This window comes from Rhodoferax sp., from assembly GCF_018063565.1.
In the GTDB taxonomy this organism is placed as follows: domain Bacteria; phylum Pseudomonadota; class Gammaproteobacteria; order Burkholderiales; family Burkholderiaceae_C; genus Rhodoferax.
Genome location: NZ_JAGPBB010000025.1, coordinates 1 through 19,218, shown reverse-complemented (window position 1 = coordinate 19,218; position 19,218 = coordinate 1). Strand labels below are relative to the sequence as shown.

The window sequence follows — 19,218 nt, the reverse complement described above, 5'->3', positions numbered from 1 at the left end:
GAAGCCCGGCATTGACCGGGCTTTTTTTCAGAACATCCGCGTTCGCAGAACTGGGGTTTGTCTTTTACGGTTTAGATCAATCTGCCACATACGGATTGGTCCTGCGCTCACGCCCGAACGTGCTCTCGGGGCCATGGCCCGGGATGAACACCGTGTCGTCGCCCATGGGCCACAAACGGTTGCGAACGCTGGCAATCAGCGTGGCGTGGTCACCCTGGGGAAAATCGGTCCGGCCAATGGAGCCGGCAAACAACACATCACCGACAAAGGCGCGTTTGGCCTCGGGTGAGTAAAACACCACATGGCCCGGTGTGTGCCCCGGGCAATGGCGCACCTGCAGCGTACAGTGGCCCACGGTCACCGTGTCACCGTCATGCAACCAGCGCGTCGGCGTGAACAGCCGCGCCAGCGGAAAACCAAACATCTGGCTTTGTTTGGGCAGGCCGTCGATCCAGAACTGGTCACCCTCCTGCGGGCCGATGATGGGCAAATGGAGCATTTCGGCCAGTTCACCGGTGCCACCGGCATGATCGATATGGGCGTGTGTCAACCAGATTTGTGTCAGCGTCAGGTCCAGCCGTTTGACCTCTGACAAAATTTCGTCCAGATCGCCACCCGGGTCGATGACGGCGGCCTGGCGGGTTTGATCACACCAGACCAGCGAACAATTCTGGTCAAAGGCGGTCACGGGGATGGTGAGGTATTGAAACATGGTGAAGTCAGACAAAAGGGTGAACACATGGCTTGGGTGCATGGCCGCGCAGCGACCACGAACGCAAGTATGCAGGAACTTGCCGATCAGACACCGGACGCCCGACGCGCCAGAGCTAGACTCGGCAGTCAAGTAGGCGCTACCAGCTGCCATCCCGCCTCAGACGCTAAATTTTTTTGATAGCAATTAAACTATACTGAATAAGCGCTTGGCGCACTTTTTATACTAATTTTGGTTTTCCATGCAACATCCGCAACAACCCGAGCAGATCAGCCACTTTTTCGCCCAGCACGGCGTGCGTGAGGTGGAGTGCATTTTTCCTGACATTTCGGGTTATCCGCGCGGCAAGCTCATGCCGGCGGATCGCTTTGCCGCCGGCGCCGAGTTGCGCATTTGTCAGGCCATCCCGATGCAGGCCGTGACCGGTGAGTATTCTTACAACCCGGTGTTCCCGGATGCCGACCCCGATGTGCGCCTGTTGCCCGACTACCGGACCTTGACCCTGGCACCCTGGGCCAGTGTGCCGCGCGCGGTGGCGGTCCATGACTGCCTGGAGCTTGACGGCAGCTTGTGCCAGTTCGCCCCTCGCAGTACCTTGAAGAAAGTGCTGGCAAGCTACACCGGATTGGGGTTGCAGCCGGTGGTGGCACCTGAGATCGAGTTCTACCTGACGGCGGCCAATGCCGATCCGGCACAGCCACTGGTGCCGCCTGTGGTGCGCGGCGGCCGTGCCGAGGTTGGCAACAGCGCCTTCAGTCTGAACATGCTCAATGAGCTGGCACCGTTCTGGGACGAGTTTCGCGCGGCGCAGGCGACCCTGGGCATTCAGGCCGACACCTGGATTCACGAGGTTGGCCCGACCCAATATGAAATCAACCTGCTTCACGGGGATCCGGTGGCCGTGGCCGACCAGGCGTTTTTATTCAAGTATGCGGCGCGCGAGATCGCGCTGAAACACGGGCTGAATGCGGTCTTCATGGCCAAACCCATCGCGGGCAGCGCCGGCAGTTCCATGCACCTGCACATCAGCGTGGTTGATGCTCAGGGAGACAACATTTTCAGCCTGCCCGATGGCACAGCCAGCGCGCGCTTTGGTCACTTCATTGCCGGTCTGCAAACCCATGGCCCCGAGCTGATGCTGATGTTTGCGCCACACGTCAACTCCTACCGGCGCTACGTGGCGGGCAGCCAGGCCCCCACCAATCTGGCCTGGGGTCATGACAACCGCACCACCGGGCTGCGTATTCCGGCCAGCCATCCGGTGGCGCGGCGGGTGGAAAACCGGGTGGCCGGTGCCGACGCCAACCCCTACCTGGCGATCGCGGCGTCGCTGGCGGCCGGGCTGGCGGGCATGGAGGCAGCCTTGAAGCCTTCTGCCCCGCTGGCAGGCAACGGGTATGACCAGGCGCACGGACTGCCACGCAGCATGGAGGCCGCGCTGGCGCAACTGCAGCACAGCGGTTTTGCCCGACAGGCGTTTGGCGATGAGTTTGTGACGGGTTATTGCGCCGTCAAGGCGCTTGAATACGGGCACTACCTGGGCGAGATCAGCGCCTGGGAGCGCCGCTTTCTACTGCCACAGGTTTGAACGTGGGCCTATCGGCCACGCTATAGACTGCCGCTGCGCCGAAAGCGCTCGGTGGCTGCCACCAGCGCGCTGGCCGTGCCCGGCTCGAAGGCGGCGTGTCCGGCGTCCTCAATGATCTCGAAACTGGCCTCGGGCCAAGCCTGATGCAAGCGCCAGGCCGAACGCACCGGACACACCACGTCATAGCGCCCTTGAATGATGGCCGCCGGCAAATGGCGGATGCGATCGAGGTTGCGGATCAACTGGTCGTCTGCCAAAAAAGCCTGGTGCAAAAAATAGTGGGCCTCCAGGCGCCCCACCCCCAATGCGACAGCATCCGTACCAAACTGGTCGGCAACTTCGGGGTGCTGCAGCAGGTGCAGGCAGCTCCCCTCGTAGCGGCTCCAGGTACGAGCAGCGTTCAGGTTTTGCACCGGATCGTCGCTGAACAAGCGCTTGGCGTAGGCCCGCAAAAGGTCCGCACGCTCGGCCAATGGAATGTCGGCCACAAAACGCTCGAACTCCTTCGGGAAAAACCACTGGATGCCGTCAAAGAACCAGTCAATCTCGGCCTGCGTGCAAAGAAAGATACCACGCAGCACAAAACCCAGACAACGCTGCGGATGCGCCTGGCCATAGGCCAGCGCCAGCGTGGAACCCCAGGACCCGCCAAACACCAGCCACTGCTCCACCGCCAGCAGCTCGCGCAAGCGTTCGATGTCGTCGATCAGCAACGGCGTGGTGTTCTTTCGACATTCCCCCAGCGGTGTCGACTTGCCGGCACCCCGCTGGTCAAACAGCACCACACGGTAATGGCTTGGATCAAAGAACTGCCGATGCCGTGGCGACAGCCCGGCACCCGGGCCACCATGCAGAAACAGCACGGGCACACCTTGCGGGTTACCACATTCCTCCCAGTACAAGGTGTGCATGTCATCCACCGCCAGATGGCCACTGCGATAGGGCTCGATGGGTGGAAACACACCGCTTGCGGTGTCACGCGGGCTGGTTTGGCTGTCGTTCATGCGGCTTGCGGCTGGGGTTCACGATTGGGTCGGACCTGCATGGCGGCATGCCAGCAAGGCTGGAGATTGTCGCGCACACAGTCCACCACCTGCGGGTCGAGCTTGCCACAGTCAACTTGCTGCTGCAAAACCGCGAGGATCTCGTTCGGTCGCATGGGCGGGCGGTAAGGCCGCGCCTGGGCCAGCGCCTGAAACACATCCGCCACCGCCACAATCCGCGCTTCCAGCGAAATGCCGCCGGCACGGGTGTGGTAAGGGTAGCCGGTGCCATTGACTCGTTCATGATGCTGGGCCGCCCACAGCGCGACCTGCTCCAGACCCTTGATGTTGCACAAGATGTTGTAGGTGTCAAAACTGTGGCGGCTCATGGTGCGTTTCTCAACCTCGGTCAACGGCCCGGGTTTTTCCAGCAGTTCGTCAGGCACCCGCAGTTTGCCGATGTCGTGCAACAAGCCGGCAAGTTCCAGCATGTCGCACCGGTCGTCACTGATCTGCAATTGCTGGCCGAGGAAACGCGCCAGACTCGCCACACCGTCCGAATGCTCTTTGGTGAAGGCGCTTTTGGCATCCACAATGCTGGAAAAAATGTGCATCAGACTGCTCAGGTCTTCAAAGGCCATCGACTGCCCGGTGGTTTCGCTCAGCCAGGTGGCCACATAGCCATTCACATGGTCACTTTCAAGCATGAACCAGAATGCTTCGGACTCGGACAGCTCCATGAAGGCATCCACCAGCTGCGGGCAAAACCAGTCACCACGGTGCGCCAGAATCTGTTGGCGGATGTCGTCTTTGCCCAGCAGAATGTCAGCGCCGGCGTTGAGGTATTTCAGTGTCAGGATGTCGACCCGGTCCACCATATAGATGCAGTTGGCCGCCAGTCTGACGGGTAGCGGCAAATCCATCGGTTCAAGCGCGTGCCAGTGGGTATGGTGATACCGCACCACCGGCGCCAGACCGCGCAACAAGGCACAACTGGCCAGCAAATCTGCGCCAATCTGACAGTGCTCACCCTCGAGCTCCCATTCGAGCTGGGCCAGTTTGGCATGCACGGCCGTTTTCGATACCCCACTGTCGTGCAGGATGGCCGCCTGAAACAGGTCGTCCAGTTGCGCCTTGGGCCACTGCAGCAACTTGCCAACTTCTGCCGCCATGAAGGCCACCCGCTTGCCATGGTGAATGTGGGTCACTCCCACCAGATCCAGTGCATCCGACAGCGAATAGATGGCTTCATGCAGGTTGATTTGAAACTGGGACATTCAGCGCCTTGTGAGGATTGACATTTCTCAAGGTTCATTATGCCCATACCCGGGCACACGGACCGCGCCAAGCTGGCACGCGCAGCGCCGTCCGACCTACAATCCCGCGGCTTGACCCGATAGATGGCGCTTTGATCACATCGCCACACCCGCTGGAGACACCTATGCCACACCATCCGTCTGACGACAAACGCGCCCAAGTGCGCCGCGCCGCGCTGGACTACCACCAGTTCCCCACCCCCGGCAAGATTGCGCTGGCCGCTACCAAACAGCTGACCAATCAGCACGATCTGGCGCTGGCGTATTCACCCGGTGTGGCCGCGCCCTGCGAGGAAATTGTCAAAGATCCCAACAACGCTTTTAAATACACCAGCCGCGGCAACCTGGTGGCGGTCATCACCAACGGCACGGCGGTGCTGGGCCTGGGCGACATCGGCCCGCTGGCAGCCAAACCGGTGATGGAGGGTAAAGGCGTGCTGTTCAAGAAGTTTGCCGGCATTGACGTGTTTGACATCGAGATCAACGAAAAACACGACCTCGACCGCCTGGTGGACATCATCGCCTCTTTGGAGCCGACCTTTGGCGGCATCAATCTGGAGGACATCAAGGCACCCGACTGCTTTTATGTCGAACGCAAACTGCGCGAACGCATGAAGATCCCGGTGTTCCACGACGACCAGCACGGCACGGCAATCGTGGTGGGTGCTGCCATCCTCAACGGCCTCAAAGTCGTCGGCAAGGACCCCTCAAAAGTCAAACTGGTGACTTCCGGCGCCGGTGCCGCAGCACTGGCCTGCCTGGGTCTGCTGGTCAAGCTGGGCATTGCGCGCGAGAACATCTTTGTCACCGACCTGGCCGGTGTCGTGTACGCCGGTCGCACCGAACTGATGGACGACGACAAAGCCTTTTTTGCGCAGAACACCACGGCAAGGACCCTGGGTGAGGCCATCGAAGGCGCCGACGTGTTTCTTGGCCTCTCCGCCGGTGGCGTGCTCAAGAGCCACATGGTGGCCAAAATGGCCGCCAACCCGCTGGTGTTTGCGCTGGCCAACCCGACGCCCGAGATCCTGCCCGAAGAAGTCAAGGCGGTTCGCCAGGACGCCATCATCGCCACTGGCCGCACCGACTACCCCAATCAGGTCAACAACGTGCTGTGCTTCCCCTACATCTTTCGTGGTGCGCTCGATGCCGGGGCGTCGACCATCACGCTGGAGATGGAGATTGCCGCCGTGCACGCCATTGCCGAACTGGCACAGGCCGAGCAAAGCGAGGTGGTGGCGGCGGCCTACGCGGGTGAGCAGTTGGCTTTCGGGCCGGAGTACCTGATACCCAAGCCCTTCGATCCGCGTCTGATGATGAAGATCGCCCCGGCCGTGGCCCGGGCGGCGGCCGACAGTGGGGTGGCCACCCGACCGATCACCGACTTTGACGCTTACAGGGAGCGACTGCAGAGTTTTGTCTATGCCTCTGGCACGATCATGAAGCCGATCTTCACGGCCGCCAAGAAAGCACTCAAGAAGCGTGTGGCCTATTGTGAGGGTGAAGAGGAGCGCGTGCTGCGCGCCTGCCAGATCGTGGTCGACGAGGGTCTGGCGCGCCCGACACTGATTGGCCGCCCGGCCGTAATGGCCCAGCGCATCGAAAAGTTTGGTCTGCGACTGCAGGAAGAAGTCGATTACGACGTGGTCAATGTCGAAAACGACCCGCGCTACACCGACTTCTGGCAAACCTACCACCGCATGACCGAGCGCAAGGGCGTGACCGAGCAGGTTGCCCGGGTGGACATGCGCCGACGCCACACCCTGGTGGGTGCCATGCTGCTGCACAAGGGGTATGTGGACGGCATGATTTGCGGCACCTGGGGCAATACGGCCAAACACCTGAACGCCATCGACCGGGTGATTGGCAAGCGCGTCGGTGGCAGTGAGCGCACCGAACAGGATGTGCGCATCTATGCTTGCATGAATGGATTGATGTTGCCCGATCGCCAATTGTTTGTCGTGGATACCCATGTCAATTACGACCCCACGCCCGCTGAGTTGGCTGAAATCACGGTGATGGCGGCTGAAGAAATGATGCGCTTTGGCATGCACCCACGCGCTGCCCTGTTGAGCCACTCCAACTTTGGCTCCAGCAGTCAAGCCAGCGCCGACAAAATGCGCCAAACCCTGGCTTTGCTACGCCAGCAGGCGCCGTGGCTTGAAGCGGATGGCGAGATGCATGCTGATCTGGCGCTCGACAGCAAGGCGCGCCGCGCCCTGATGCCCAACTGCACCCTTAGCGGCGATGCCAATCTGCTGGTGCTGCCCAACATCGATGCTGCCAACATCGCCTACAACCTGCTGAAGGTGACTGCCGGTGGCAACATTGCCATTGGCCCGGTCCTGCTGGGGGCTGCCAAACCGGTGCACGTGCTGACCGCCAGCACCACGGTACGCCGTATCGTCAATATGACGGCGCTCACCGTGGCTGATGCCAACGCCATGCGCTAAAGCACAAAAGGACCCATGGCAGTGTGAGCGCTGCCTAATCCCTTCAATTCTGCCGCCCATTGATGGTGCGCAAACTTGCATTTTTCTTTCAAATCGCAGACACTTACGCCCTTGGAAGTTCGGGTTTACCCGAGGTTTATCAGGGAATGATGCTTATGTCGAGATTTGGGAGCCCTAAGTTGGTGTTCGCTGGCTTATGTTTGACCGCAGCGCTGGCGCTGGGTCTGGCCCAAGCCAAGGCACCTGTACAGGTCGACGTGCCCGGCACCGTCAGCCTGGCCGAGTTGCCCAGACAAGGCGTTCAGATCTATACCCAGATTCACCAGGGCGGACCTTTTGCCAGTGAGAAAGATGGCTCGGTCTTTGGTAATCGTGAGCGCTTGTTGCCCATCAGGAAACGTGGTTATTACCTGGAATACACCGTCCCGACCCCCGGTGCCAGAAACCGGGGTGTCCGGCGCATCGTTTGTGGCGGCCAGCCCAAGGTGCCTGACGCCTGTTATTACACGGCCGATCACTACGAAAGTTTTCGCAGGATCGTGCCCTGACATTGTTTTGTTGTTATTTGTACAGAAAAGAGAAAATGAATATGCCACTTGACCAGTCAACCCTCGGTGCGCCGCCGGGCACCGCCGATCTGCCACTGCGCGGCGTGCGCTCCAACATCGTGCAATCGATCCGGGCTTTCCGGGTGCAAGACCTGCAAGAAGCCGCCCATGCGCTGGGTCATCATTTCCTGTACGCCAATCTGGCCGAAGCTCAAAGCAAACAGGACATTCTGGACCTGATCGGGCAGCAGTTCATGCTGACGGTGTCGGTTGGCAAGAATTTTGACTCGCTCTATGACAGCATGACCGATCCGGTACACAAGTCAGGCCCACAACCCGGGTTTGTCACCGTGCTGGAGCATATTCCCGCCAATGCCAAGTTTGACAAGGAAGCCCGTGAGCAGCTGCTCGACATCTTCCGCGACGCGGCTGATTACTGGGGCGACCGAAAAATACCCTTCAGGTGTTTCTATTCTTTTCTGTAGCCCGTTCTGCACACACCAGCCAAGCAGAACGGGCGAACGAGGCTCACGGCACCACCGGGGACACGTCCCATCACATCGAGGTGCTGACGGAAAATGGTGAAAAAATGCCGACCGACAAGCTGTTGGACATTTCACCGCAGGCGCTGCGCATGAGCAGCCCATTCAACGCAGGGTACTGGACTGCGGCCTGACCCGGGGCAACCGTGGTCGGCGGGTAGCGACCCCGCACCCAAAAAGCCTGAACTGCTCAGGCTTTTTTTTCGCCCGTCGCCTGCGCCAAATCCAGGTATTCACTGACCGGCACCTCCTCGGCACGGCGCTGCACGTCAAAACTGCCGGCAAAACCCCTGGCCTCCAGCCAGCGCCCCAGCGTATGCCGCAAAAGTTTTCGGCGCTGGCTAAAGGCAACCTGCACCAGTTCACTCAGCAGTCGCGCGTCCACGGTGGGCGCGACGGAGAATGGCTGCATCCGCACCACAGCACTGTCGACGCGCGGAGGGGGATCGAAACTGTGCGGCGGCACAAACAACACGTCCTGCATGGCGTAACGCCACTGCAACATGACACTCAAGCGCCCGTAAGCCGAGGTGGCAGGACGCGCCACCATGCGATCGATCACCTCTTTTTGCAACATGAAGTGCTGGTCTTCAACCTCGTCCACGTACTGCAGCAGATGAAACAGGATGGGCGTCGAAATGTTGTAGGGGAGATTGCCAACAACTCTCAATTTTGGAGCTGAAAGATCATGTGCCAACTGGGCAAAATCGACTTTCAATACATCAGACTCGATCACATCGAGCTGTGGATGGCGACGCAGCTCGCGCGCCAGATCACGATCAAGCTCAATAACCGAGAGTCGCCCCAGACGCTCCACCAGCGGTTGCGTCAGTGCGGCCTGACCCGGGCCAATTTCAACCATGGCCTGGCCGGGTTTGGGCTCGATGGCCATCACAATGGCATCAATGATGCCGCCGTCAGCCAGGAAATGCTGACCAAAGCGCTTGCGCGGGATGTGCCGTGTGGCACTCAAGAAAAGGCCCTCACTGCGGCGGCTCGCGCATTTCCACGTAGGCACGGGCACGAATATCCTGCGCCCATGGTGGATACGCCTCGGCAATTTTTTTCTCGCGTAGCATGGCACGCACCGCTTCACGCTGTTGTGGCGGCGTCAACTCGGCTTTGCGGCGTGCGTCGAGCTGGATCAGGTGCACGCCGTAACGCGACAGGACCGGGTCACTGATGTCACCAGGGGCCAGGCGGTTCAAGGCGTCCTCAAACTCAGGGACAAACATGCCCGGCGTGCTCCAGCCCAAATCACCGCCTTTGACGGCACTGCCATCCTGCGAGTGCTCTTTGGCCAAAGAGGCAAAGTCCGTCTGTTTGGACAGCACCCGTTTCTTGAAGTCGAGCAGTTTCACACGTGCCTCGGACTCGCTCTGGCTGGGGCCAGGCACCAGCAAAATGTGACGCGCCCGGCTTTGGGTCACTGCTGCGGTCGGAGCACCGGGCACCACCTTCTCGATGACCTTGAGCACGTGAAAACCCGCTGCAGACCGCACCAAGGCCGCTACGTCACCGACCGCCAGCGCTTGTGTTGCCTGAACAAACAACTCCGGATAACGGCTCGCCGGGCGCAGACCCAGTTGCCCGCCATTCGTGACATCGGACGCTTCAGAAAACTCGCGCACCAGGCTTGCAAAATCCTCTCCACCTTTGGCACGGTCCAGCGCACGCTGCGCCCTCACCCGCAACGCTTGCACCTGCACATCGGTCGCACTTTCCGGTACTGCCACCAGAATATGCGCCAGATTGAGTTGCAGCTTGGTCAAGTCGACCACGGACTGCTGCTCACTCTGGTACTGCTCCACCTCCTGGTCACTGACACGCACGCGGGCATCGACTTCACGCTCACGCAGGCGTTGCAGGGTGATCTGGTCGGACAAGGTGGCACGGAATTGTTTCACCGAGACGCCATCGCGCACCACACGCCGGTGCAGTTCTGCCACATCGAACTGATTCTGCAACGCGATGTTCTGCTCGGCCTGATTGATGGCCGACTCTTCAATTCGCACGCCCACGTCCAGCGCATGCTGCAGTTGCGCCTTGCGATTGATCAGGTTTTCCAGCACCTCGCTGGCAAAAACCTTTGTCTCGGGGAGGGGCCGGCCCTGCTGCGACAACTGCAAGGCAATACGCGACATTTCCTCACGGACATCACCACTGGTGATGGGCTCGGAGTTCACCACCGCCATGATGTAGTCGGCTTGTGTCGTGGCCGGGGTGCCGGTGGTCGGGCTGGCTGGCGCAAGGGCCGGCGCAGCGGGCGCACGCAGACCCTGCGCTTGTAGCGCCTGCGCCGCAAGCGTCATGACAGCGAGGGAAAGAATCTTGTGGCGAAAGCTCATGGTAGTTCAATCAAAGTTGCTGAAACGGCTTGGTATATCCATCGGACCACGCAAGTTCTGATAATTCGGAATATTGTCTTTGAGCGACTTGAGCGGACTCACGCCAAGGCGCGAGAAACCCACAAACTCAAGCTGAAACATGATGCGCTGCGTGGCCGTGACGGTACTGGTTTGCAGGCGCTCCCAGACCAGCCGCCCAAGCCAGCAACCGGCGTCGTACTCAACCCCCAACACCGAGTCAACCAGCTTGCGCTCGTTCATGCTGTAGTTGAGACGCCCCACGCTGTACCAGCGACCGGCACCTTCACCTTGTCCGGCGCCAAGGGTCTTGGCGCGATCGCCCCACAAGTCATTGAGTGGCCATTGCCAGCCCAGATCAATCTGCTCGCTGAGTTCACGCTGATAGCGATAGGCCAGGCCGATGGTACGAAAACTGCCCGGACTGTAGCGCCCGCTCAGAGTCGAACGAACCGAGCGTCCGACATCAGGGTTGAACTGCACGGTGCCGTCAAAACTCCAGCGCGGGTCCCAGCGGATCGACGCACCAAACAGCAAGTCGCTGAACCGGTCGGTCACCGGCACCTCCCCGGGCAAGGTCACATTGCGATCACGAAAGCGCAGTCGCTGCGCCACCCCGATACGGGCCACCTCGGCACCGGTATCCGGGTTCAGATAACGGCTGGTGACACCGAAGGTGAGCAGATTGCTGTCCGAGATACGGTCATTGCCGACATAGGCGTTTTCTGAATAGATGGTGGACAAATTGAAGTCGTTGGCACCGGAATCGTAATTCGGCAACATGCTCTGGTCGGCATACGGCGTATTGACGTAAAACGCGCGTGGCTCCAGTGTCTGTCGCAGTGCGCGGCCAAATAGCTCGGTATCACGTTCAAACACCAGACCACTGTCGATGCTGAAGGTTGGCACGGTCCGCTCATGCTGGGTCTCACCGTTGACCAGCGGCGCATCAAACGCGTAACGGCTGACGTGCAACTGCAGCTTGGGTGTGACAAACCCCGCCGCTGACTGCCAGGGTCGGCTGATCTGCAGCCGTGAAAACGCACGCTGCGCATTGGGCTGTCCGGTCAGACTGCTGTCACTCTCAAACCGCGTGTAGTCGGCGTCCATCGACAGCTGCATCCCATAAAGGTCGTTGCGCGCATACCGCGTTGCCAACTGGGGCACACGGTCATAGGGTGGAACAATGGGTGCACTCACATCCTGCAGGGTTTGCCACTTCAAGGCACGCAGCGAACTGAAAAAATTGCCATTGCGCCAGGCCAGGCTGGCGTCGTTGGCCAACAAACGCTGCGTCAGGGACCCGTTGGTACGGGTGAAATCGCGCCAATAGTTGTCGTCACTGACACGGTTCAAGCTCAGGTTCAGGGCCAGTCCGTCGTCGGTCCAGTCACTCTTGAAGCGGGCCTGGTGATTGACGTTGAATCCCCAACGGCTGCGATCCCGCAGCGAATCCCGCGGCATCCAGTCGGCACGCAACCCACCGGCATAGTCGGGCTCCAGGTAGCGGAACTCGCCACCCAGGTTGACACCGCGCTTGGTCATCAGGGTGGGCGTCAGGGTGGCGTCTCGATTGGGCGCGATATCCCAATAGTAAGGCTGCGCAAATTCTGTGCCATTGACGTTGTCCAGGCCCACCGTTGGCGGCAAGAACCCGGACTTCCTCTTGTCCGACAGGGGAAAACTCAGGTACGGAATGGGCAACAGGGGTACCCCTTTGAAACTCAGCAGGGCGCCTTCGGCGGTGCCGGTTTCCTCCTCGTTGTCGATACCCAGTCGCGTTGCCTTGAGCACCCAGTCCGGCAACCAGTCGGCCACCGGCTCGCGCTTGCAGGTGGTGAAGCTGGCGTTGTGGATGACGGCACGCTGGTCGTCCAGAAAATCAATGCGCTCGGCCTGCCCATGCGCCCCGTTGCGCAGAAACTGATAACTGGGCTGGCTGAAAAATCCCTCAAACGCGTCCACCCGCAATTCCAGCGCCGGGCCTTCATAGAGGTTGCCGGCACGGTTGATATGCACATGGCCCAGCGCTTTGGCTTCATCGGTGGGCTGGTTGTACTGCAAGCGATCGGCGCGGATCACCAGGTCACCCTTGCGCAGCTCGGCGCCGCCTTCGATGCGCGTATCAAGGTCGGTACGGCCGGTGATCTGGCCACCCGTCACAAACACCGGCAGTGCATTGCGCGTGGACGGCGCAATTTTTTCCTGCAAGACCCGGCTCTCTTTGAGCACCGTCGGCTCGACCGCCCATTCCGGTTCGGGCTGTGCCTGGGCCGAGAACATGGACGCGCTGGCGACACAGACGCCAGTCATGCGCCAGCGTACAGACCAGGCTCTGCCAGTGGAGTCAAACGTCAACATGCGCATGTGGCAGAAGCAGGGATCAAACGGGTCGGTGAACAGTTGGGTGGTGGAGCCCGGAACGCTGGGCCGGGTTTGTAGAATGGATTATCCATGAGCCAAGCCACAAACTCCCAAGCCCCCAGCATCGTCTGGACCGACGCGGCACGCCAGATCCAGTTCAACCACTGGCTCGCACGAATCACCCCCGAGCACGCACTGGAGCCGGGTTCACTGCGACTGGCCAGCGCAGATGCCAGCTTCCGACGCTATTTCCGCGTCGACAGTGTGGCCGGAAGTCGCATCATCATGGACGCTCCGCCCGAGCGCGAGAACTGCCAGCCCTTTGTCAAAGTGGCCGCACTCATGCAGCAGGCCGGTCTGCATGTGCCGCAAGTGCTGGCGTGGGACGAAGCCCTGGGTTTCATGCTGCTGACCGATCTGGGTGGCCAGACCATGATGCAGGTGGTGGAGCCGACGCAGCCGCAAGCCAACCTGCCGCTGTATCTGCAGGCCGTCGACACCCTGATCACCTGGCAGCTGGCCTCGCGTGCGGGTGTGTTGCCTGCGTACGACGAGGCGATATTGCGCCGCGAGCTGGAACTGTTTCCCGACTGGTACCTGCAGCAGCACAAAGGTCAGGCCATTGGTGCCGAAATGCGCGCGACTCTCGACAGGAGTTTTGGCCAGATCATCACCGCCAACCTGGCGCAACCTGCTGTTTTTGTCCACCGCGATTTCATGCCGAGAAACCTGATGGCACCCGCAGCGCCTGGCGCGCCATTGGGTGTGCTGGATTTTCAGGACGCCTTGTATGGCCCTATCACTTATGACATTGCCAGTCTGATGCGCGATGCGTTTCTGAGCTGGGACGAAGACTTCTGCCTTGATGTCACAGTGCGTTACTGGCAACAAGCACGCCGCGCCGGGCTGCCGGTCGGCGAAGACTTTGGCGAGTTTTATCGCGCCGTGGAGTGGATGGGCCTGCAACGCCATTTGAAAGTGGCGGGCATTTTTGCACGGCTGACGCTGCGTGACGGCAAACCGCAGTACCTGGCCGACACTCACAGATTCATCCACTACATCCGCGCCACCTGTGGTCGTTACCGCGAACTCAAACCTTTGCTGCGCCTGATCGACCAGGTGGAGGGGATTGTCGAGCCGGACATTTTCGGTTTTGGCAGACAATGAGCATTTTTGCCTCTTAGCGCATATGGCAAAAGCATTTATAGCTATCTATTTAGAATTTTTCTGACGTCCGATGCCGCGCTTTTTTTGCCCCGCACCGATGCTGGTTGGCACACAGCTGCAGCTGCCAGCCGGCGCGGCACGCCATGTACAGGTGCTACGGCTGCAGCCCGGTGATGCCCTTACCTTGTTTGATGGGCAAATGGACGGTGAGTTTGCCGCCACCGTGACCGAGATGGGGCGCAGCCATGTTCAGGTCCAGGTGGGACATTTCAGCGCCACCCAGCGGGAGGCAAGCCGCCGCGTGCATCTGGCCTTGGGCATGCCCGCCAACGAACGCATGGACTGGCTGGTGGAAAAAGCCACTGAACTCGGCGTGGCAAGCATCCAGCCCCTGATGACCGAACGCAGCGTGTTGCGCTTGAGCGGCGAGCGCGCCGACAAAAAACAGCTGCACTGGCACAGTGTGGCAGTGGCGGCGTGTGAACAATGTGGCGGCAACCGGGTACCCGTGGTGCATCCGGTGCGCACGTTGTCGGCCTGGTTGACCACAGCGGCACCCGTGTTTGCCACGGGTAAAAGTGGGCTGCTGCTGTCGCTGCGCGCAGCCTCACAGCGTCTGGCGGACTGGGCCGATACAACCGAGCTGACATTTCTGTCAGGCCCGGAAGGCGGATTGAGCCCGGCCGAGGAAGATGCTGCGCTGGTCGCAGGCATGGCACCCGTCAGCCTTGGTCCACGCGTTCTGCGGGCTGAAACCGCTGCCCTGGCGGCGCTGGCGACTCTGCTGATCCAGGCTTAGCCTGTCCGCGCCTGGCGTGATCAGCCCAGCCCCATGCGCGCGGCCTGCTCAGTGAGCTCGGCACGAAATGAGGGGTGCGCGATGCCAATCAATTCGCGCGCACGCTGTTTGGCCGATTTGCCACGCAACTGCGCCACGCCATACTCGGTCACCACGTAATGGATGTCGTTTTTGCTGGTGCTGACATGGGTGCCTGGCGACAACACCGGCACGATGCGTGAAATGCTGTCGTCCTTGGCGGTTGACGGCAACACGATAAAAGCCTTGCCCCCGCGCGAGATATTGGCCGCGCGCACAAAATCGGCCTGGCCACCGGTGCCGGAAAACGGCAGATGCCCCAGGCTTTCGGAGCCGCATTGGCCCAGCAAGTCAATCTGCAGTGTGGCGTTGATGGCCACCAGGTTGTCGTTTTGTCCGGCCAGGCTGGGCGTGTTGGTGTAGTCCACCGGATGAATCTCCAGCGCCGGGTTGTGGTGCATGAACTGATACAGCTTGGCCGAGCCAAGCGCAAAGGTCGCGACCATCTTGCCAGGCAGGTAGTTCTTGCGCCGGTTCGTCACCACACCGGCTTCTACCAGGCTGAGAATGCCATCGCCGATCATCTCGGTGTGAATGCCCAGATCTTTCTTGTCGGTGAGCTGCATCACCACCGCATCCGGAATTCCGCCATAACCAATCTGCAGTGTCGAGCCGTCGTCGATCATGTCCGCCACGTAGCGCCCAATGGCCTGCTGCACCGGACCGATCTTGGGCAGGCCGACCTCCAGCACCGGCCGGCTGTCTTCCACCAGCGCGGTCACCTGTGAAATGTGCACATGGCAGTTGCCATTGGCAAAAGGCACCTGCGGGTTGACTTCGAGCACCACTGCACGCGCCTTGGCCACCGCTGCCATGGTGTAGTCGGCCCCCAGACTGAGCGAGAAGTAACCGTGCGCGTCCATCGGTGAGGCCATGCTGAACACGACGTCGGCCGGCATCTGTGCGCGCTGGATCATGCTGGGAATTTCAGAAAAGTAATTGGGGATGAAGTCAATCCAGCCCGCCTGCCCCCCAGCGCGGGTGGCGCCACCATAAAACAGCGCCACATGGCGCACATGCTCCACCGTCTCGGGGTCGATGTAGCCAAACTTGCGCATCGCCAGAATCTGCGACACCTTGACATCTCGAAACTCACGTCGCTGCTCAGACAGAGCCGTCAGCAGCGCGGGGGGCTCACCGACACCCGTGGGAACAATGATCAGTTCACCGTCCCGAACCGATCGCACGGCGTCACTGGCCGACATCTTCTTTTGGGCATAGCTTTGTTGAAACGACATATTGACCTTTCTGATGAGGAGTTGCAGCGCCAATACCAACCATCAAACACCCGACGAATAGAAAAATCCGATGCGTTTTGTGGCTTTAGCGCTTGATTGGTATAGGTTGATAGATCTATCTTTGATAGCTGAATCAGCGCCAGAGCGGCGTTGAAAAAAGCAGTCATGCCGTACCCCGTTGGCACCCGCTGATGCATTTGAGGTGGGAAGCCACCCGAGGGGAATGGTCACACCGGCATTTTATTCCTGGGTGCACGCTTGCGTGGCGCTGGCCGGGCTGCCAGACCGGCGCCCGAGGGCAACGGCAACAACTGGCGCAGCAGTTGTTCGCAGTCGGATTGCGCCATGTACATTGGCACGGGGTAGTTGGCATCGGCCTCGCGGCAGGCGGCGCGCGCCAGCGCCGGGATGTCGGCCTCACGCAGTGCCTCCAGTGTGGCCGGGATGCCAAGACGGGTATTCATGGCGTCGATCGCATCAAGAAACTTGTGCGCCAGAACAGCCTGGGTTTCGCCCGGTTTGCCCACTTTGGCCTTGAGTGCCAGCAATGCCAGCTTGGGGCCAATGGCGGGGTTCAAATAGCGCAACACATACGGCAGCACAATGGCATTGGCCAGTCCGTGCGGCGTGTGATACAGACCACCGAGCTGATGCGCAATGGCATGGACGTAACCCACATTGGCGCGGGTAAAAGCTTGACCCGCGTAGTTGGCGGCCAGCGCCATCTTCTCGCGTGCGGCCAGATCGCCACCATTGACATGCACCACGGGCAGGGCGTCAAAGATCATGCTCACGGCAGACAAAGCCATCCGGTCGGTGAATGCCGTGCCCCAATGGCCAATATAAGCCTCGACCGCGTGGGTCAGTGCATCCATTCCGGTGGCGGCCGTCACCTCGGGTGGCAGGCCCACCATCAGGGTCGGGTCAAGCGCGGCCATACGGGGCACGATGCGGGTGTCAGCGATCACCAACTTGCGGTTGGTCTCGGGGTCGGAGATGACAGCGGCCACCGTGACCTCAGAGCCGGTGCCAGCCGTGGTGGGTACGGCGTAAATCGGGGCCGGAGCACGCCGCCCTTTAAAATAACCCACCAGCTGCGCCGGGTGTTTGTGGTTGGCCGCTGCCAGGCCAATGGCTTTGGCCGCATCCATGGCCGAACCGCCACCAAAGGCCAGGATGGCGTCGCAGCCGGTTTTTTTGAAAAGCGCCACCCCTTTGACGATCAGTGCCATTGGTGCGTCAGGGGTGATTTCGTCGAAGACCACATAGTCGGTGTCACCGGCCTTGAGCGCCTGCAGCAGTGGCGCCATCAGGCCGAGTTTGGCCACCACCGGGTCGGTCACCACCAGCACCCGGGTGTGGCCAAAGTCGTTGATGGCCTGGCCCAGCCGTGCACTGGAACCTGGCCCGACCATCATGGTGGGCTGCGCGATGGGCAACAAACGCGTCACCATCCCGGCAGCGCGCATCACCGCCGTCAACCCCACCGAACGCACTTTGCCCGACAACACATTTGCAAACATCGTCAATACCCCTTGATTAAAGTCAGCGACCTACCCATCGGCCGTGCAAACTGGCATGATGCCTGCTGGCACGACAATCGTGTAGTAGCCTCTCTCCAAACCCGTATCGACCTCAAGCAGACCCCCATGAAAACAGTGATCGGCATCAGCCTGGGCGCCAGCGCCCACGACTTTGAATTCACCACCACCCTGGCCGGTGTGCAGCTCCAGGTCAAGCGCCTGGGCACCGACGGCAGTCTTGCCAAAGCCGCCAAGCTGATCAAGTACTGGGACAAACGCGCTGATGCGATCGGCCTGGGACTCCTCAAAGACCGCTATAAGGCCGGCGCCCACCGCTTTATCGACAAGGACAGCGCACGCCTCAAAGACATTGCCACCCAAGCGCCATTGACCTTTGGCGGACAACTCGGTGACATCCTGCAAGAGTGGGCGCTTCGCCACGCACAGGTGTCACTGGGGCATTATTTCAACAATGCGCGCGTGCTGTTTTTCTCGGGGCTACAAAGCTACAAACTCGCCATGAGCATGTCCGAGTACACCGACAACCTCAAGTTTGCCGACCCGATCAGCCAATTGGGCATCCCCAAGCTGCTCACCAGCCTGCAGGCACTGCAGCTCTACGCCAGCGGCGCGCATTACGTGCGCGACTGGTCGCTGCCCGACGCGCTGGCCAGCGGCCCGGTCAAGGAGTGGACGCGCTTCCTGCTGCGCAAGGCGGTGCAAAAAGCCAGCACCATCGTGGCGCCCATTTACGAGCTGGACGAGTGCGGCCTCGAAGAGTTGGCGGGCAAGACGCTGATCACCTCGACGGTGAGCGACGAGCGGCTGGCGCTGCTGACCGCCAAGGGCGTGCACATGGTGATCGACGGCGCACCGGTGATTCAAGGCCATACCCTCGGGCCTGACCTGTTTGACGCAATGATCGTGGCTGCCACCGGCAAGGAGCCGCAGCAAATCCACGAAGACGATTACCTGGAGATCATCACCAGCCTGCAGCTCGAGCCGCGCATCCTCTACCCCAATGGCTTCAAGCGCATCAACCGCTTTGCGTTTGTGATCCACCCGCTGTCGCAGGAGTATTTCAAGAAGGTCAAGCCGATCGACCTGCTGTCGCAGGTGTCGCCGCCGGTGATGATGAACTCGCTGGAAAAAATCATGGCCTACGCGCCGCCGTTTGTGTACTCGCACATCAGCGGTATCCAGTCACCCAACGGCGTGGAGGCCGAGGGCTGGCTGATCTCGGTGGGCGGCACACCCAAAGAGATCATGCGTCACAGCCCCGAGTTCACCTACCGCCGGCTGCTTGCGGCGGCCGACATGGCCAAACGCATGGGTGCGCAAATCATGGGGCTGGGCGCCTTTACCAAAGTGGTGGGCGATGCCGGTGTGACCGTGGCCAAGCGCAGCCCGCTGCCCATCACCACAGGCAACAGTTATAGCGCCTCAGGCGCGCTGTGGGCGGCGCACGACGCCATGGAGCGGCTCAACCTGCTGCCCAAACCGGTTGGCCGTGAGCGTGTCAAGTTCAAGGCGATGGTGGT

The 19,218-nt window shown here is 60.6% G+C and carries 15 protein-coding genes; 7 read left to right on the top strand and 8 right to left on the bottom strand.

Annotated features, from left to right (window positions below; all coding sequences use genetic code 11):
• Nucleotides 1-76: 76 nt before the first annotated feature.
• A complete protein-coding gene (locus KBF66_RS07990) occupies nucleotides 77-712 on the bottom strand; it encodes an MBL fold metallo-hydrolase (RefSeq protein WP_296654912.1) in 636 nt (211 codons plus the stop codon).
• 241 nt (nucleotides 713-953) lie between these two features.
• On the opposite strand from KBF66_RS07990, the gene KBF66_RS07985 reads away from it, so the two are divergent.
• The gene (locus KBF66_RS07985) at nucleotides 954-2,300 is read left to right on the top strand and encodes a glutamine synthetase family protein (RefSeq protein ID WP_296654870.1); all 1,347 of its coding nucleotides are present in this window, start codon (nucleotides 954-956) and stop codon (nucleotides 2,298-2,300) included.
• Between the two features lie 20 nt (nucleotides 2,301-2,320).
• Here the strand turns inward: KBF66_RS07985 and pip are convergent, their stop codons facing one another.
• Both pip and KBF66_RS07975 read right to left on the bottom strand, forming a co-directional pair.
• Nucleotides 2,321-3,304, bottom strand: coding sequence for a prolyl aminopeptidase (gene pip / locus KBF66_RS07980; RefSeq protein WP_296654868.1), 984 nt, complete (start codon nucleotides 3,302-3,304; stop codon nucleotides 2,321-2,323).
• Nucleotides 3,301-4,560, bottom strand: coding sequence for an HD domain-containing phosphohydrolase (locus KBF66_RS07975; protein ID WP_296654865.1), 1,260 nt, complete (start codon nucleotides 4,558-4,560; stop codon nucleotides 3,301-3,303). The genes pip and KBF66_RS07975 overlap by 4 nt, the downstream gene beginning before the upstream one ends.
• A gap of 164 nt (nucleotides 4,561-4,724) precedes the next feature.
• On the opposite strand from KBF66_RS07975, the gene KBF66_RS07970 reads away from it, so the two are divergent.
• The 3 genes from KBF66_RS07970 to KBF66_RS07960 all read left to right on the top strand — a co-directional run bounded on the left by KBF66_RS07970 (nucleotide 4,725) and on the right by KBF66_RS07960 (nucleotide 8,085).
• Nucleotides 4,725-7,052 (top strand): NADP-dependent malic enzyme, encoded by a 2,328-nt coding sequence (locus tag KBF66_RS07970; protein WP_296654863.1) that lies wholly within the window; start codon nucleotides 4,725-4,727, stop codon nucleotides 7,050-7,052.
• A 200-nt stretch (nucleotides 7,053-7,252) separates the two neighbouring features.
• Entirely contained in the window at nucleotides 7,253-7,600 is a 348-nt protein-coding gene (locus KBF66_RS07965) for a ribonuclease domain-containing protein (protein ID WP_365732533.1), read from the top strand.
• A 35-nt stretch (nucleotides 7,601-7,635) separates the two neighbouring features.
• Nucleotides 7,636-8,085, top strand: coding sequence for a barstar family protein (locus KBF66_RS07960; protein WP_296654860.1), 450 nt, complete (start codon nucleotides 7,636-7,638; stop codon nucleotides 8,083-8,085).
• Nucleotides 8,086-8,332: 247 nt separating this feature from the next.
• Here the strand turns inward: KBF66_RS07960 and rsmA are convergent, their stop codons facing one another.
• From rsmA to KBF66_RS07945, 3 genes are read right to left on the bottom strand one after another with little or no spacing between them, the layout of a single operon-like run.
• Nucleotides 8,333-9,115 (bottom strand): 16S rRNA (adenine(1518)-N(6)/adenine(1519)-N(6))-dimethyltransferase RsmA, encoded by a 783-nt coding sequence (rsmA, locus tag KBF66_RS07955; RefSeq protein WP_296654859.1) that lies wholly within the window; start codon nucleotides 9,113-9,115, stop codon nucleotides 8,333-8,335.
• A 10-nt stretch (nucleotides 9,116-9,125) separates the two neighbouring features.
• Nucleotides 9,126-10,490, bottom strand: coding sequence for a peptidylprolyl isomerase (locus tag KBF66_RS07950; RefSeq protein ID WP_296654857.1), 1,365 nt, complete (start codon nucleotides 10,488-10,490; stop codon nucleotides 9,126-9,128).
• Between the two features lie 6 nt (nucleotides 10,491-10,496).
• On the bottom strand, nucleotides 10,497-12,869 hold the full coding sequence (locus KBF66_RS07945) for an LPS-assembly protein LptD (RefSeq protein ID WP_365732532.1): 2,373 nt from the start codon (nucleotides 12,867-12,869) through the stop codon (nucleotides 10,497-10,499).
• Between the two features lie 93 nt (nucleotides 12,870-12,962).
• On the opposite strand from KBF66_RS07945, the gene KBF66_RS07940 reads away from it, so the two are divergent.
• On the top strand, nucleotides 12,963-14,039 hold the full coding sequence (locus KBF66_RS07940; protein ID WP_296654856.1) for a phosphotransferase: 1,077 nt from the start codon (nucleotides 12,963-12,965) through the stop codon (nucleotides 14,037-14,039).
• Nucleotides 14,040-14,109: 70 nt separating this feature from the next.
• Nucleotides 14,110-14,838 carry a 16S rRNA (uracil(1498)-N(3))-methyltransferase gene (locus KBF66_RS07935; protein WP_296654854.1) on the top strand — a complete coding sequence of 243 codons (729 nt, stop codon included), beginning with the start codon at nucleotides 14,110-14,112 and terminating at the stop codon, nucleotides 14,836-14,838.
• Between the two features lie 20 nt (nucleotides 14,839-14,858).
• Here KBF66_RS07935 and KBF66_RS07930 read toward each other — a convergent pair whose 3' ends face one another.
• Both KBF66_RS07930 and KBF66_RS07925 read right to left on the bottom strand, forming a co-directional pair.
• Complete coding sequence (locus KBF66_RS07930; RefSeq protein WP_296654853.1) at nucleotides 14,859-16,154, bottom strand: acetyl-CoA hydrolase/transferase C-terminal domain-containing protein; 1,296 nt, start codon at nucleotides 16,152-16,154, stop codon at nucleotides 14,859-14,861.
• 227 nt (nucleotides 16,155-16,381) lie between these two features.
• On the bottom strand, nucleotides 16,382-17,677 hold the full coding sequence (locus KBF66_RS07925) for an iron-containing alcohol dehydrogenase (protein WP_296654851.1): 1,296 nt from the start codon (nucleotides 17,675-17,677) through the stop codon (nucleotides 16,382-16,384).
• 126 nt (nucleotides 17,678-17,803) lie between these two features.
• Between KBF66_RS07925 and KBF66_RS07920 the strand changes: the two genes are divergently transcribed.
• A partial coding sequence (locus KBF66_RS07920; protein ID WP_296654849.1) for a dehydrogenase occupies nucleotides 17,804-19,218 on the top strand: 1,415 nt, incomplete at its 3' end.